We start from the raw sequence: 15,455 nt of genomic DNA on the forward strand, positions 1-15,455 counted from the left end.
ATTATCCAATCGGGTGCCGCCACTGAGCGGAATAGGCGCCTGTGACATGGTGTTCGAGTTGCCGTTCGATGTCGCCCAGCAGCGACGACGCGCCGAAACGCAAAAGATCAGGATGCAGCCAGCGGTCGCCCAGTTCGTCCTTGATCATCGACAAGTAAACCAGCGCATCTTTGGCTTTGCTGATCCCGCCTGCGGGTTTGTAGCCGACGCGTATGCCGGTCCGGTCGTGATAGTCGCGGATCGCGCGGATCATTGTCAGGGTCACGGGCAGGGTGGCGTTGACGGGTTCCTTGCCGGTCGATGTCTTGATGAAATCTGCCCCCGCCATCATGCAGACGAGACTTGCCCGCGCCACATTGCGCAGCGTGCCCAGTTCGCCTGTTGCAAGGATCGCTTTGACGTGGGCATCGCCGCAGGCGGCGCGCATATCACGCATTTCACCATAAAGCGCCTGCCAGTTGCCTGTCAGCACGTGGCGGCGGCTGATCACGATGTCGATTTCCTGCGCACCCGCTTTGACGCTTTCGCCGATTTCGGCAATGCGCAAATGAAACGGCGACAGGCCAGCAGGAAAGCCGGTAGAAACAGCCGCAACGGGAATACCGGAACCTGCCAGCGCATCCACAGCGGTGGCAACCATGTCGTGATAAACGCAGACGGCCCCCGTGGTTAGCCCTTGCATCCCCAATGCCGCCAGCAGATCGGCACGCACGGGTTGACGGGCCTTGGCGCACAGGCGGCGCACACGCCCGGCGCTGTCGTCACCGGACAGGGTGGTCAGGTCGATCAGGCTGATGGCCTTGCACAGCCACGCCGCCTGATGGTCTTTCTTCACGCTGCGCCGCCCCGGCAGGGTCGCTGCGCGCCGTTCGATGGCGGATGTGTTGGCCTGCACTGCCATGATCCAATCAAGATCAAGCGGCGTGCCGTTGTTGCGCGGGTCTTGCACTTGCGGCAATTGCGTGGGGGAAAGCGTTGTCTGCAAGGCAGCCTCCTGCGGTTAGGGGCAAATTGCCATTTTGCGCTTGCATTGGCAAGCGATGCCGTCAGGTCGGCTGCACGATCTGGCGCTGGAATTTCTGCCGGTATTGCAGCGGTGTCAGGCTGTGGGCGGCGCGGAACAGTTTGTGAAAATGCGACATGTTCGGAATGCCACACTCTGCCGCAATCTGCGCAACCGGGTCGGCATCGGTGGTCAGGGCGCGGGCGGCGTGATCCATGCGGATCTGGTTGATGTAGTCGGATGGCGTTTGCGCCAGATATTTGCGCATGCTCCGGCTGACATGTGGGTGTGCCTTGCCGGTCAACGCGACCAATCCGGCAGCCCCATCACGGAACACGGCAGGATCATGTGCCGCGGTGCAGGCTGCGGCCAGCCATGCAGGCATGTCGGGGGGAAAGTTTTGCGCGGTCAGATCGGCGCAAAGCGGCAGCAGGAAAGCTTCAAGCGCAAGGGTGTTACGCTGACTGCGTTCCAGCAGGACAGCCGCGTGGTTCAGCGCAGCCAACTGCCGAATATCGCGGTGGTGTTGCGCCGGTGGGCCGTCTTTCCAGAATAGACGCCCGGCAAGGGCGGGGTGTCGCTGGGCCAGTGATGTGACGATCTGTGGATGAATACACAGCGACACGATCAACGCCTGTTCGCCGCGCCCTTGCACGGCGTGGGCTTGCCCGGGTCGCAGGAAAATGACGCTGCCTTCGTCCAGTGTTGTGCTGCCGTTGGGCAAATGATGCTGAACCTTGCCGTTCTGCACCCAGAAAAGCTCGTAAAAGTCGTGATCGTGCAGCGCCTTGGGCCGCGCGGGCGTCAGTGTGGCGCGGGTCAGATGGACCTGCGCGCCGTTTTGCAGGATGTCGTGGTGAAAAAGTGTTTTGCCCATAAGTCAAAATACCACAGAATTTTCTGCATCGCAGCATTTTTCGTCATGCCGGATGAAATTTGATCGCGTCGGGTCCGCAGCGACAGCCTGTTGCCGCGTGACAATAGCCCGCCAGCGCGTTAAAGCGCAGGCAAACAAGCAAGAGGTGTGCTCATGTCCTTTGATCGTTCCATCAAGATTGCGCCGTCGATCCTGTCGGCTGATTTCGCCAATTTTGGCGCGGAATGCGCAGCAATCGAGGCGCAGGGCGCTGACTGGGTGCACGTGGATGTGATGGACGGGCATTTCGTGCCCAACATCACCTTTGGTCCGGCGATGTGCGCGGCGATCCGGCCCCATATCAAGGGCGTGATGGATGTGCATCTGATGATTTCGCCCGTCGATCCCTTTATCGATGCCTTTGCGCAGGCCGGTGCCGATATCATCACCGCCCATGTCGAGGCGGGACCGCATATTCACCGGACCTTGCAGGCGATCCGCGCCGTTGGGGCCAAGGCCGGTGTCGCGCTGAACCCCGGCACCCCTGCCGGTGCAGTTGAAGAATTGCTGGATATGGTTGATCTGGTCTGCGTGATGACGGTGAATCCCGGTTTTGGCGGGCAAAAGTTTATCGACATGACCGGCAAGGTGCGCACCTTGCGCAGCATGATTGGCGACCGCCCCATCCATATTGAAATTGACGGCGGTGTAGATCCTGTGACTGCGCCGATGGTCGCGGCTGCGGGCGCGGATGTGCTGGTGGCCGGATCGGCTGTCTTTCGCGGCGGGTCCGTCAGTGATCCAGCCCCATATGGCGCGAATATCCGCGCAATTCGTGACGCGGCAGCAGGCTGAGCTGTAATAGGGGGCTGCCCCCCAGCGGATATTCATGCGCGGAAAACGCGGGTTTTGGGGGCGTCAGTCTGTCAAAAGAGACAAGGGGCCGGTATGTTCAAGATAGGCAAAGCCGTTACCCGGCAAGTGGAGGTCTTGCCCCGTCAGTGTGGCGTTCTGCGGGCCGGTTAATGTGGCCGTGTCGTCAAGATGGATGCGCTGATCGTCCTTGGACAGGTTGAAAATGCAGGTCAGGGTTTGCGTTTCAGCGGTGCGTGTAAAGGCCAGCAGCGGGTCAGGCAGGTCGATGAACCGTGTCTTGCCGCGCGTCAGCGCCGCGCTGGCTTTGCGAAAGGCAATTACCTTGCGATAGAAATGCAGGATGCTGTGTTCCGCAGCATCCAGCGTATCGACGGCGCGCATGATTTGCGGGGCTTTCACGGGCAGCCACGGCGTGCCGATGCTGAAACCTGCATGGGATGCATCCCTTTCCCAGACCATCGGGGTGCGGCAGCCGTCACGCCCCTTGACCGCAGGCCAGAACCGCAGCGCGGGCGGGTCGGTCAGTTCGTCATAGGTGAGTTCGGTTTCGATCTGGCCCAGTTCCTCGCCCTGATAGATGCCGATCGTGCCTTCAAAGGCCATCAGCATCGCGCAGGACAGGCGCGCCATATGGTCATCCGATACCGCGTGGTCGGCCCAGCGGCTGACATGGCGGGGCACGTCATGGTTCGAAAACGACCATTTCGGGTGCCCGTCGGGCGCGCCTTGCTGGAATCCTTCGATGCAACTGCGAAAATGGTCGGGGCTGTAATCCGGCCCAAGCATGGCAAAGCTGTAGGCCATATGCAGCCGGTTGGTTCCGGCGGTGTAGTCGCCCATGATGCGGATGGATTTGCCGCCCATTTCGCCCACTTCGCCGACCATCATGATGTTGTCATAGCGGTCGGTCAGCGCGCGCAGCTTTTCCAGAAAGCCAAGGTTTTCAGGACGCGTTTTATTATAAAGATTTTCCTGCATCCCATAAAGATCGGTCGCCATGACCTGTGGCCGCGTTTGTGCAGGCGGGTTCGACCGCAGTTTCTGATCGTGGAAATAATAGTTCACGGTATCCAGCCGAAACCCGTCCAGCCCGCGATCAAGCCAGAATTTGCAGGTGTCGAGGATTGCATTCACAACATCGGGGTTATGGAAATTCAGGTCGGGCTGGCTGGCCAGAAAATGGTGCAGGTAATATTGCCCGCGCTGGGGGTCGAATTCCCATGCCGGCCCGCCGAAATGGCTGTGCCAGTTGGTGGGGGGGGATCCATCGGGCAAGGGATCGGCCCAGACATACCAGTCCGATTTGGCGTTGTCGCGGCTTAGCCGGGATTGTGTGAACCACGGGTGCTGGTCGGATGTGTGCGACAGCACCTGATCGGTAATGACTTTCAACCCCAGTTCGTGCGCCCGCGCGATCAGGGCGTCGAAATCATCCAGCGTGCCGAACAGCGGGTCGATATCGGTGTAATCAGACACGTCATAGCCCATGTCCTTTTGCGGAGAGGGAAAGATCGGTGACAGCCAGATGCAATCCACGCCCAGCGATGCCACATGATCCAACCGCCGTGTGATCCCTTTCAGGTCGCCGATGCCGTCGCCGTTGTCGTCCTGAAACGACCGGGGGTAAATCTGGTAGATTACGGCGTCACGCCACCATTCGCGCATCCTGCGGCTCCCTTGGGTTTTGTTGACGCTAACAAATGGGGCGGTGGATGGAAGGGGGAACCCAAGGGGAAGATGGGTGAAATCACCCATCCTACGATCCGGCGCGATACCAAGCGGCAATTTTTGCACGGTCCTCGGGCGGGATGTCGGTAATATTGGCGGGGGGCATGGCGTGGCTGATCCCTGCTTGCAGGTAGATTTGCCGGGCGTATTTGGCCACGTCACTTTCGGTTTCCAGAAATACGCCCTTGGGGGCCCGGTGCATCCCGTCCCAAACGGGTTCGCGGGCGTGGCACATAGAGCAGCGCCCGGTCACGATCTGGTGTGCATCTTCGAACCCGTTTGCGCTGGCGAAACGTTGTTCATAGGGGGTCAGCACGCGGGCCTCGGCTTCCTCGTATGTGTCATGGCCCGGCACGGTGGACAGCCATGCGATCACGATGAACAGGATGACGGTAATCGCCCATGTCCAGGTTGGTTTACCTTTGCGGGCGTGCATGGAGTTGAAGTAGTGCCGGATCGTAACCCCCATCAGGAACACCAGTGCGGCAATGATCCACGCGTATTGCGTGCCGAAGGCCAGCGGGTAGTGGTTGGACAGCATCAGGAAAATGACCGGCAGCGTAAGGTAGTTATTATGCGTTGACCGCAGTTTGGCGATTTTCCCGTATTTCGGGTCGGGCGTGCGTCCGGCCTTGAGGTCGGCCACCACGATGCGCTGGTTCGGCATGATGATGAAAAACACATTGGCCGTCATGATCGTGGCGGTGAACGCCCCAAGGTGCAGCAGGGCGGCGCGGCCTGTGAAAACCTGGTTATAGCCCCAAGACATCGCCACCAGCAGGATGAACAAAAGCAGCATCAGCGTGGTCGGCTGGTTGCCAAGCGGCGATTTGCACAGCTGGTCATAGATGATCCAGCCCACGGTTAATGATGCCGCCGAGATCAGGATACCCTGCCAGATCGCCAGATCCGCTTTGGCCGGGTCGATCAGATACAATTCCGCCCCGGCCCAATACACGATGGCAAGCATGGCCGCACCGGACAGCCATGTCCAATAGCTTTCCCATTTGAACCAAGTCAGGTGTTCGGGCATCGCCGCAGGCGCCACCAGATATTTCTGGATATGATAAAAGCCACCGCCATGAACCTGCCATTCCTCGCCATCGGCAGGCCCGTCGATGTGGCGGTTCAGCGACAGATCAAGTGCGATGAAATAGAACGATGACCCGATCCATGCGATCGCCGTGATCACATGCAGCCAGCGCACCGCAAAGGCCAGCCAGTCCCATAAAATTGCGATATCATGCATGTCGGTCCCCCTTTGCCGAACAGTCTAGCCAGCGACAGTGTTGCCTTGTATTCCCTGATATTGCCAAGCTCTCTCAAAAAAAGCGGAACAATGTCTTATCTTGATAACATCAAAACCTTTGTGCGCGTTTACGAGTTGGGGTCAATGTCTGCGGCAGGCCGTGATCTGCGGATTTCGCCTGCGGTCACATCAGCGCGGATTTCCCAGCTTGAGGATCATTTGTCGGTCCGTCTGTTCCAGCGCACGACCCGCAGCCTGACACCCACGGCGCAGGGCAAGGCGTTTTATGGCGGGGCGTGCAGCGTGCTGGATTCCGTCGCCTATGCCGAGGCGCAGGTGATGGACCTGACCGAAAACCCCAAGGGGCAGTTGCATGTCGCCGCCCCCTTGGGCGTGGGGCGGCGATTAATCGCACCGCATGTACCTGATTTTGCGGCGAAATATCCGCTGATCGACGTGCGCCTGCGGCTGACAGATCGCAACGTGGATCTGACCGCCGAAGGGTTGGATGTGGCGTTTCACCTTGGCCAGCCTGCCGACAGCAACCTGCGGATCCGCAAGATCGCTGATGTGGCGCGCGTGCTGGTCGCCGCACCTGATTATCTGGTGCGGCGCGGGCATCCTATGGATGGGGCGGCACTGGTGCGCGACAAGCATGAATGCCTGAACCTGCGGTTTCCCGGTGCGCAGGAATTCCAGTGGTTGTTGCACACCCCCGATGGCCCGCAGCGGTTTCGTGTGACGGGCAGACTGGAAAGCGACGATGGCGACGTGCTGACCGATTGGGCGCTGGCAGGGCAGGGCGTGGCGATGAAACCACTTTTCGAAGTGGCAGAGCATCTGGCATCCGGCGCGCTGATCGTCGTGGCGGCTGCAACCCCGCCGACGCCCGTGCAAATGGCCTGTCTTTACACGCATAGGCGGCATCAGGACCCCAAGACGCGGTTGTTCATGGAGTTCATGATCGCCCGGATCAATGATGCCGTGCGATCTGCCGAAAGTGCTTCGTGATTTATTTGAAAAACACGGCGATTGTTTTGCAATAGCTTTGTAACAAACAGGAGACACCCTCGTGCAAAGATATCCGCGTGACATGATTGGCCACGGTGCCACCCCGCCTGATCCGGCTTGGCCCGGTGGCGCGCGGATCGCCGTGCAGATCGTGTTGAACTACGAAGAAGGCGGCGAAAATAACATCCTGCACGGCGATGCCGCGTCAGAGGCGTTTCTGTCCGAAATCGTGGGGGCCGCCGCATGGCCCGGCCAGCGGCACTGGAACATGGAAAGCATCTACGAATACGGGGCGCGTGCGGGTTTCTGGCGCTTGCATCGTCTGATGTCTGAACTGCCGGTCACGGTTTACGGCGTGGCCACAGCGCTGGCACGGTCGCCCGAACAGGTGGCCGCGATGAAAGATGCGGATTGGGAAATCGCCAGCCATGGTCTGAAATGGATCGAATACAAAGACGCGCCCGAGGATCTGGAACGCGCCCATATGGCAGAGGCGATTCGCCTGCATGCCGAGGTCGTGGGCGCGCCCCCGCGCGGCTGGTATACGGGGCGTTGTTCGGTGAATACCGTGCGGCTGGCAGCTGAAACCGGCCAGTTTGCCTATGTCGCAGATACCTATGCCGATGATCTGCCCTATTGGTCCGAATTTGGCTGTCACGACCAGCTGATCGTGCCTTATACGCTGGATGCCAACGATATGCGTTTTGCCACGCCGCAGGGGTTCAACGCGGGGGGCCAGTTTTTCGACTACCTGAGGGCCAGTTTCGACGCGCTGTATCGCGAAGGCGGGCGGATGATGTCGATCGGCCTGCATTGCCGTCTGATCGGCCGTCCCGGCCGGGTCGAGGCGCTTCGCCAGTTCATTGAATACGCGCAAGGGCATGACGGTGTGTGGTTCGCGACCCGTGAACAGATTGCCGATCATTGGGCGGCAATGCATCCGCATCAGCGGTTTGATCGCCCGTCGGAGATGGATCATGACGCCTTTGTCGCGGCCTATGGCGGGGTGTTTGAACATTCCGCTTGGATTGCCGACCGCGCACATGGGCTGGAACTGGGCCCTGCGCATGACACCGCCGTGGGGATGCACAATGCGCTGTGCCGCATGTTCCGGTCCGCGTCAGAGCCAGAGCGGCTGGGCGTTCTGACCGCCCACCCCGATCTGGCGGGCAAGCTGGCGGCGGCGAAACGGCTGACAGCGGAAAGCACGGCAGAGCAGGCAAGCGCCGGTCTGGACGCTTTGACCGATGCAGAACGCGCAGAATTTGCGGCGCAGAATGCGGCATATACGGAAAAATTCGGCTTTCCTTTCATCATTGCCGTGCGTGACCATGACAAGGCGTCGATCAAGGCGGCCTTTGCTGCGCGGTTACAGAATGACCGGAATTCAGAGTTTGCCGAAGCCTGCCATCAGGTCGAACGCATCGCGCTGCACCGCCTGAAAGACATGTTGCCAAGATGACCCGCGACATCCGCATATCGCCCCTGACCGCGCAGGCCTTTGCGCCCTTTGGCGATGTGCTGAACTGCGCGGGCGACCCTGACAAGATCATTAATGCAGGGCTGTGTGGCCGGTTTCATGACCGCGCCAAGGTCGATGTGGGCGACGGGCGTGTGGGCATCAGCCTGTTCCGGTCGGAATTGCGGCGCCTGCCTTACCTGCTGGATATGGTCGAACGGCATCCTGAAGGATCGCAGGCGTTTATCCCGATGAGCATGGAGCCGTTTCTGGTGGTGGTTGCTGACGACGATCTGCGCCCGCAGGCGTTTATCACCGCACCGGGCGAGGCGATCAATTTCCACCGCGGCGTCTGGCACGGTGTGCTGACGCCGCTGTCAGGGCCGGGGCTGTTCGCCGTAATTGACCGGATTGGCGAAGGACCGAACCTGCAGGAACATCATTTCGACACACCCTACAGGGTGATTAACGACGACTGACCGGCAAAAGACCGGCACAACAACAGGGGACAAGACCATGAGTAACGCCAGCATTGGCACGCCGGAGCAGCTTCGTGATCCGAATTATTTTCCGGGGGTCGTTCGCGCGGTCCCCTTGGGCATTCAGCATGTGCTGGCGATGTTCGTATCCAACGTGACACCTGCGATCATCATCGCAGGGGCGGCCGGTTTCGGTTTCGGGTCGGATCAGGGCGCGCTGGGCTTTCCCGACATGACCTATCTGATCCAGATGTCGATGTTGTTTGCCGGTATCGCCACCCTGTTCCAGACCATCGGCATGGGGCCTGTTGGCGCGCGCCTGCCGATTGTGCAGGGCACGTCATTTGCCTTTATCCCAATCATGATCCCGTTGGTCGCCGGCAAGGGGCCAGAGGCGATGGGCGCGCTGTTGACAGGCGTTCTGTTGGGCGGAATTTTTCACGCCCTGCTGGGCACGGTAATTGGCAAGATCCGCTTTGCGCTGCCGCCGCTGGTCACCGGCTTGGTGGTCACGATGATTGGTCTGGCGCTGGTTAAGGTGGGCATTGAATATGCCGCTGGCGGGGTGCCTGCCAAGACGTTCAACAACCCCGAATACGGGTCTTGGATGAACTGGTCTGCCGCCTTGGTCGTGGTCTTTGTCACGCTGGGGCTTAAATTCTTTACGCATGGGATGCTGTCGGTGTCGGCTGTGCTGGTCGGGATCATCGTGGGCTATTTCTATGCGCTGTTCATTACGCCGATTTTTTGGGAAACGCCGGTGCAAACCACGGCTTTTGTCGCCCAGCAATGGAACAACGCGGCATGGTTCATGGTGCCGACGCCGTTTAAATACGGGTTCGAATTTACGTTTGCGGCATTGGTTGGTTTTTGTCTGATGGCATTTGTTTCTGCAGTTGAAACCGTAGGCGACGTGTCGGGAATTACCAAGGGCGGCGCGGGCCGCGAGGCGACCGACAAGGAGATTCAGGGCGCGACCTATGCGGACGGTTTCGGCACAGCGATTGGCGGGATCTTTGGCGGTCTGCCCAATACCTCGTTCAGCCAGAACGTCGGGTTGATCGCCATGACCGGCGTGATGAGCCGCCATGTGGTGACCATCGGCGCGATTTTCCTGATCCTGTGCGGGTTGATCCCAAAGGTTGGCGGAATCGTGCGCGCCATGCCGATCGAGGTGCTGGGCGGCGGTGTGATCGTGATGTTCGGCATGGTTGTCGCGGCGGGTGTGTCGATGCTGTCTGATGTGACATGGAATAAGCGGAACATGGTGATCTTTGCGATTGCCCTGTCAATTGGTCTGGGCCTGCAACTTGAGGTGCTGAACCTTGCGCCGGATGCGCCAAACGCGCTGCAATTTTTGCCCGACGGGCTGCGGGTGCTGGCGGCGTCGGGTATTTTGCCTGCGGCGGTGATTGCGATCATCCTGAACCTGATCCTGCCAGAGGATATCGACGGTGCGGGCGAAATCTCGGGCGGGCATGCCAGCCGCAAGTAACAGGTGATCCGCCACTGATCGGAATGAATGCTGGCCGTCTTGCGGCCAGCATTTTTTGTTATGAAGGGTCCGTGACTGTCAGGCCCAGCACCCGCCATACCTGTATGCCCCCACGATAATAGGAAATGCGTTCGGCCGGGTACCCTGCGCCGATCATGTTGCGGATCGCGGTGGGTGACTGGCCGCACCAGATGCCGTTGCAGAACAGCGCGACCTCTTTCGCATCGGTGCAATCCCAGCCGTCGAAATCAGCCTCGCAGCCCAGTTGGGCCAGTTTATCCAGAATAAAGGTATAGGGGATGTTCACCGATCCGGGAATCGTGCCGCCAGCAAACCAATCCGGTGTGCGGCTGTCCAAAACTATCGCGTCGGGGTCTTGCAGCATTTCGATCAGTTCGATTTCCCCGATGGTTTTCACGCCCTCGGCGGGTGTCATGGGCTGGATGCAGAAATTGGGGCAGGGCCGTGATGTGCGCGCCCATTCACCGGTCACTTCGTTGTCGGTGTCCTGTATGCGCGCGATGGTGACCGGCCCGTTCGGGGTTTCGACCGTGGCCGATGGCATGTCGCTGGTGATGCCCACCTTGGTTTCGGCAAATGCGGTGCCTGCGGCAAGTGTCACTGCGATGGTCAGGGCAAGGGTTTTCATGATGGTCTCCTCTCTTGGCATTTGTGCCGCAAGAGCAACCTAACCGCGCATAGCCGCCGCGTCATTGATCAATAACAAGTTCATCATGTTGCGCAGGGGCCAGTTGCATGAACCCCTGCGCACATATTGCGTCGCGGCTTTAGAAATCCACCTTTGTCGCGACGCCTTTTGCAATCGCCAGATCAACGATAGAGGATGCAACGGCAAGGTCTTGCAGCCCAACGCCGGTGCCATCGAACAGAGTGATTTCATCGGCAGTGCTGCGGCCCGGATGGGTGCCGTTGATGACCGCGCCGATTTCGGTGATATCGCCCTGTGTGATCAAGCCCGCTGCGATGGCGTGCTGCGCCTCGCCAATCGTGATGGATTGCGCAATTTCATCGGTAAAGACCGTGGCGCGCGCCAGCAATGCCGCCGCGACTTCTTGTTTTCCCTTGGTGTCCGTGCCCATGCAGGCAATATGCGTGCCGGGGCGCACGTGTGTGTCCATCAGCGATGGGGCAAAGGCCGAAGTGATGGAAATGATAACATCCGCCTGCGCGCCCAGTTCTTCCAGGCTGACAGCCTCGAACGGGATGTTCAGTTCAGCGGCGACATCGGCCAGACGCGGCAGCATGTCGGGGTGATAGTTCCAGCCGATGATTTTTTCGAAATCGCGCTGTTCGACAGCGGCGCGCAACTGGAACACCGATTGGTGGCCCGCACCGATCATGCCCAGCACTTTCGCGTCCTTGCGCGCCAGATGGTTGATCGACACTGACGATGCCGCCGCCGTGCGCAGCGCGGTCAACAGGTTGCCGCCGACCATCGCCTTGACCATGCCGGTGTCGGGATCGAACAGGAAAACCGTTGACTGGTGGTTGATCTGGCCATGTTTTTCAAGGTTGTTCGGCCAATACCCGCCCGCCTTGAGGCCAAGCGCCATCCCGGATTTGTCAAAACCACCCTTGAAGCCATAAAGCGCGTCCTCATAGCCGATGGCCTCGCGGATGACGGGAAAGTTGTAGGCGTTGCCCTTGGACATGGACGCGAACACCTGTTCGACGGCACTATAGGCGTCGGCACGGGTCAGCAGGCCTGCGATTTCTTTTTCGGGAACGATAATCATGTCTTGGTCCTTGTTGGAAAAACGGGCCGGCCCAGCAGGCCGACCCTTTTTTAACCGGCAAAATTCACTGCCGGGCGTGTCAAATTTCTAGAAATTTGAACGCGCGATCAGTAAGCCTTGCCGCGGGCCGACACGGGCCACAGCACTTCGACCTTGCCGTTCCGCACGCCGACATACCAGTCATGCACGTTGCATGTCGGGTCGCAGTGACCAGGGACCAGTTTCAACTTGTCATTGACCTTGAGCACGCCCTTGGGGTCGGCTACCACGCCATGTTCGTCGGAACATTTGATGTATTCCACATCGTCGCGGCCATAGATCGTAGGCAGGCCGCTGTCCACCGACTGCGCCTTGAGACCCGCATCGACGATGGCCTTGTCCGCCTTGGCGTGGCTCATGACGGATGTCAGGATGAACAGCGCATTTTCCCATTCGCCCTTGTCAATCCGGTTGCCGTCCTTGTCGCGAATGCGGCCATAATCGGCATCCATGAACGCATAAGACCCGCATTGCAGTTCGTTGAACACGCCTGATGCGCTTTCGAAATAATACGATCCCGTGCCACCGCCGCCGACGATATCGGATTCAATCCCTTCGGCTTTCAGCATTTTCAGCGTTTCGGCGACCTGATCAATGGCCACTTGCGTCTTGGCCTGCCGTTCCTCGTAGGAATCAAGGTGCTGCATCGCGCCTTGATAGGCTTGAATGCCGGCATATTTCAGGCCCGGCGCGGCCTCGATTGCCTTGGCAAGGTCCACGACGGGCTGACCATACTGCACACCACAACGGCCCGCGCCCACGTCGATTTCCACCAGACATTCGATCTGTGTGCCATGTTTTTGCGCGGCAGCGGACAGATCTGCGATATTGGCCATGTCATCGACACAACAGATCGCGCGCGCACCCAGTTTGGGGATGCGAGCCAAGCGGTCAATTTTCTGCGGATCGCGCACCTGATTGGACACCAGCACATCCTTGATGCCGCCACGGGCAAACACCTCGGCTTCTGATACCTTCTGGCAGCACACGCCGCATGACCCGCCAAGTTTTTCCTGCAACAGGGCCACATCGACGGATTTGTGCATCTTGCCGTGGACCCGGTGGCGCATGCCGTGCGATTTTGCGAAATCGCCCATTTTCTTGATGTTGCGTTCCAGCGCGTCCAGATCCAGCACAAGGCAAGGGGTCTGGATGTCGGCCTCGTCCATGCCGGGCAGGGCGGGGACGTCATAGCCCACTTCGAGGTCTTTCAGATTGCTCATGTCGTTCATATCTTTTCTCCCTTAGCCCTGCATCCAGGGCAGTTTATCAAGGTCAACATTGCCGCCGGTGATCACGACACCGACGCGTTTGCCTTTGAAAAATTCAGCATTCTTGATGATTGTGGCCAGCGGCACGGCGCAGCTGGGCTCCATCACGATCTTCATGCGTTCCCATGTCAGTTTCATCGCGTCGATGATTTCTTGTTCCGAGGCGGTGAAAATATCGGTGACGTGGTTGCGGACGAAATGCCATGTCAGATCTTTCAGCGGCACCTTCAACCCGTCGGCAATTGTGACCGGCGCGTCATCGGCGATGATATGCCCGGCCTTGAAACTGCGATAGGCATCATCGGCCTGTTCGGGTTCGGCGGCGATGATCTGCACCTCGGGCGCGATGTTGGACAGGGTCAGGCAGGTCCCCGAAATCATCCCGCCGCCGCCAATAGGGGCGACCATGATATCCACACCGCCGGTCTGTTCCATGAATTCGCGGCTGCATGTGCCTTGCCCTGCGATCACGCGCGGATCGTTATAGGGGTGGACGAAATCACCGCCGGTTTTGGCCTGCACCAGCGCGAAGACTTCCTCGCGCGATGTGGTCGATGGTTCACATTCCGTGATGATCCCGCCATAGCCGCGCACGGCGGCTTTTTTCGCCTCTGGCGCGGTGTGGGGCATGACCACGTTGCAAGGGATACCCCGGCGGCCTGCCGCATAGGACAGTGACAGCGCGTGGTTGCCCGACGAATGGGTGCAAACGCCTTTGGCCGCATCTGCATCGGACAGGCCGAACACTGCGTTCGATGCGCCGCGCACCTTGAACGCCCCCGCCTTTTGAAAGTTTTCACATTTGAAAAACAGTTCCGCACCAGTCAGGTCGTTCAGATAGCTGGAGGTCAGCACCGGCGTGCGGTGGATATAGGGTTTGATCCGTTCGTGTGCTGCGATCACATCATCAAAGGTGGGGATATACATGTCGTTTTGGTCTTTCATTATGCTGCGTCCTCAAGGCGTTGGGCAACGCTGCCGCGATAGTATTCCTGTGCCGCAGCGACGCCAGACCCCAGTTTGATGTTCAATCCAAGATCAACCATGCACATTTCTGCCGTGGCGATCCCCGACAGGGCCATGACATCGGTCATGCTGCCCAGATGCCCGATGCGGAACACTTTGCCAGCGACTTCACCAAGGCCGACGCCAAAGGCGACACCGTATTTGTCTGCGGCATGGGTCACGATACTGGTCGCGTTGAACCCTTCGGGTGTCCGAATTGCGCTGACTGTATCAGAATACAGGTCCGGTGTCGCGGCACAAAGGTGCAGGCCCCATGCATCCACCGCCGCGCGCACGCCGGATGCGATCCGGCTGTGGCGGGCAAAGACGTTTTCCAGCCCTTCGGCCAAAAGGGTTTCGGTCGCCAGCAACAACCCGTTCATCAGCCCCACGGCGGGCGTGTAGGGATAGGCGTTGTTGGCATAGCCCTTGGTCATGTCGTTTATGTCGAAAAAGGTGCGCGGCAGTTGCGCAGTTGTCGTGGCGGCAACCGCCCTTTGACTGAACCCGAGAATGGCGAGACCGGCCGGCAGCATGAACCCCTTCTGGGACCCGGTCACGGCCACATCAACGCCCCATGCATCAAACTGGAAATCCATCGACGCGATGGAACTGACCCCATCGACGAACAGCAGCGCAGGGTGGTTTGCCGCGTCCATGGCGCGGCGCACGGCGGCAATGTCGGATTTCACGCCCGTTGCGGTTTCATTATGGGTCGCCAGCACCGCCTTGATCTTGTGATCTTTGTCAGCGGCCAGCGCGGCTGCATAGCGGTCGGTGGGAATGCCTTGCCCCCATGGGGTTTCGACGATCTGCACGTTCAGCCCGTGACGCTGGCACATGTCGATCCAGCGGTGGCTGAACATGCCGTTGCGGGCGGCCAGAACGGTATCACCCCGCGACAGCGTGTTCGTCAGCGCGGTTTCCCAGCCGCCTGTGCCGGTGGATGGAAAGATGAACACCGCTGCCGTATCGGATTTCAGGATTTTTTGCACATTGGCCCGTGCGGGGTGCAGGATTTTGCCAAACAGCGGTGACCGATGGTCGATCGTGGGCATGTCGCAGGCTTTGCGGATCGCCTCTGGCATATTTGTCGGGCCGGGGATGAAAACCGGATTTTGAAAGCTCATGCGCCTATCCTCCATTAGGTTGAGCGTGTTGTGCCAAAGCCGGTCACGCCATGCAATTTTTTTGAAAAATTATTTCAGATAAACAAATTTCTAGAAA

Annotated in this window: 14 protein-coding genes; 5 read left to right on the plus strand and 9 right to left on the minus strand. The window is 59.3% G+C overall.

Features of this window, described 5'->3' with window-relative positions; genetic code table 11:
* Position 1: 1 nt before the first annotated feature.
* Together deoC and IBX59_RS03495 are read right to left on the minus strand one after the other, a co-directional pair.
* Positions 2-985 carry a deoxyribose-phosphate aldolase gene (gene deoC, locus IBX59_RS03490; protein WP_296372451.1) on the minus strand — a complete coding sequence of 328 codons (984 nt, stop codon included), beginning with the start codon at positions 983-985 and terminating at the stop codon, positions 2-4.
* A 61-nt stretch (positions 986-1,046) separates the two neighbouring features.
* A complete protein-coding gene (locus tag IBX59_RS03495; RefSeq protein ID WP_296372453.1) occupies positions 1,047-1,880 on the minus strand; it encodes an AraC family transcriptional regulator in 834 nt (277 codons plus the stop codon).
* A gap of 153 nt (positions 1,881-2,033) precedes the next feature.
* Here IBX59_RS03495 and rpe point away from each other — a divergent pair, with 153 nt between their 5' ends.
* Complete coding sequence (rpe, locus tag IBX59_RS03500) at positions 2,034-2,714, plus strand: ribulose-phosphate 3-epimerase (protein ID WP_296372455.1); 681 nt, start codon at positions 2,034-2,036, stop codon at positions 2,712-2,714.
* 63 nt (positions 2,715-2,777) lie between these two features.
* Here rpe and IBX59_RS03505 read toward each other — a convergent pair whose 3' ends face one another.
* The gene (locus IBX59_RS03505; RefSeq protein WP_296372457.1) at positions 2,778-4,400 is read right to left on the minus strand and encodes an alpha-glucosidase; all 1,623 of its coding nucleotides are present in this window, start codon (positions 4,398-4,400) and stop codon (positions 2,778-2,780) included.
* Positions 4,401-4,491: 91 nt separating this feature from the next.
* Positions 4,492-5,712: a urate hydroxylase PuuD gene (locus IBX59_RS03510; RefSeq protein ID WP_296372459.1), complete on the minus strand. Its 1,221-nt coding sequence runs from the start codon at positions 5,710-5,712 to the stop codon at positions 4,492-4,494.
* A 90-nt stretch (positions 5,713-5,802) separates the two neighbouring features.
* Between IBX59_RS03510 and IBX59_RS03515 the strand changes: the two genes are divergently transcribed.
* The 4 genes from IBX59_RS03515 to IBX59_RS03530 all read left to right on the plus strand — a co-directional run bounded on the left by IBX59_RS03515 (position 5,803) and on the right by IBX59_RS03530 (position 10,156).
* The gene (locus tag IBX59_RS03515; protein WP_296372461.1) at positions 5,803-6,723 is read left to right on the plus strand and encodes a LysR family transcriptional regulator; all 921 of its coding nucleotides are present in this window, start codon (positions 5,803-5,805) and stop codon (positions 6,721-6,723) included.
* A gap of 61 nt (positions 6,724-6,784) precedes the next feature.
* On the plus strand, positions 6,785-8,185 hold the full coding sequence (gene puuE, locus IBX59_RS03520) for an allantoinase PuuE (protein ID WP_367119354.1): 1,401 nt from the start codon (positions 6,785-6,787) through the stop codon (positions 8,183-8,185).
* On the plus strand, positions 8,182-8,661 hold the full coding sequence (locus IBX59_RS03525; protein WP_296372462.1) for an ureidoglycolate lyase: 480 nt from the start codon (positions 8,182-8,184) through the stop codon (positions 8,659-8,661). Before puuE ends, IBX59_RS03525 begins: the two co-directional genes overlap by 4 nt.
* A 37-nt stretch (positions 8,662-8,698) precedes the next feature.
* Entirely contained in the window at positions 8,699-10,156 is a 1,458-nt protein-coding gene (locus tag IBX59_RS03530; RefSeq protein ID WP_296372464.1) for a nucleobase:cation symporter-2 family protein, read from the plus strand.
* 58 nt (positions 10,157-10,214) lie between these two features.
* Here IBX59_RS03530 and IBX59_RS03535 read toward each other — a convergent pair whose 3' ends face one another.
* The 5 genes from IBX59_RS03535 to bhcA all read right to left on the minus strand — a co-directional run bounded on the left by IBX59_RS03535 (position 10,215) and on the right by bhcA (position 15,358).
* On the minus strand, positions 10,215-10,805 hold the full coding sequence (locus IBX59_RS03535) for a rhodanese-like domain-containing protein (RefSeq protein WP_296372466.1): 591 nt from the start codon (positions 10,803-10,805) through the stop codon (positions 10,215-10,217).
* A 139-nt stretch (positions 10,806-10,944) separates the two neighbouring features.
* A complete protein-coding gene (gene bhcD, locus IBX59_RS03540) occupies positions 10,945-11,913 on the minus strand; it encodes an iminosuccinate reductase BhcD (RefSeq protein WP_296372468.1) in 969 nt (322 codons plus the stop codon).
* A 107-nt stretch (positions 11,914-12,020) separates the two neighbouring features.
* A complete protein-coding gene (gene bhcC / locus IBX59_RS03545) occupies positions 12,021-13,184 on the minus strand; it encodes a 3-hydroxy-D-aspartate aldolase BhcC (protein WP_296372470.1) in 1,164 nt (387 codons plus the stop codon).
* Positions 13,185-13,196: 12 nt separating this feature from the next.
* Positions 13,197-14,168: a beta-hydroxyaspartate dehydratase BhcB gene (gene bhcB, locus IBX59_RS03550; protein WP_296372472.1), complete on the minus strand. Its 972-nt coding sequence runs from the start codon at positions 14,166-14,168 to the stop codon at positions 13,197-13,199.
* A complete protein-coding gene (gene bhcA, locus IBX59_RS03555; RefSeq protein WP_296372474.1) occupies positions 14,168-15,358 on the minus strand; it encodes an L-aspartate--glyoxylate aminotransferase BhcA in 1,191 nt (396 codons plus the stop codon). The genes bhcB and bhcA overlap by 1 nt, the downstream gene beginning before the upstream one ends.
* Positions 15,359-15,455 lie beyond the last annotated feature (97 nt).

This window comes from Yoonia sp., assembly GCF_014859355.1.
GTDB lineage: Bacteria > Pseudomonadota > Alphaproteobacteria > Rhodobacterales > Rhodobacteraceae > Yoonia.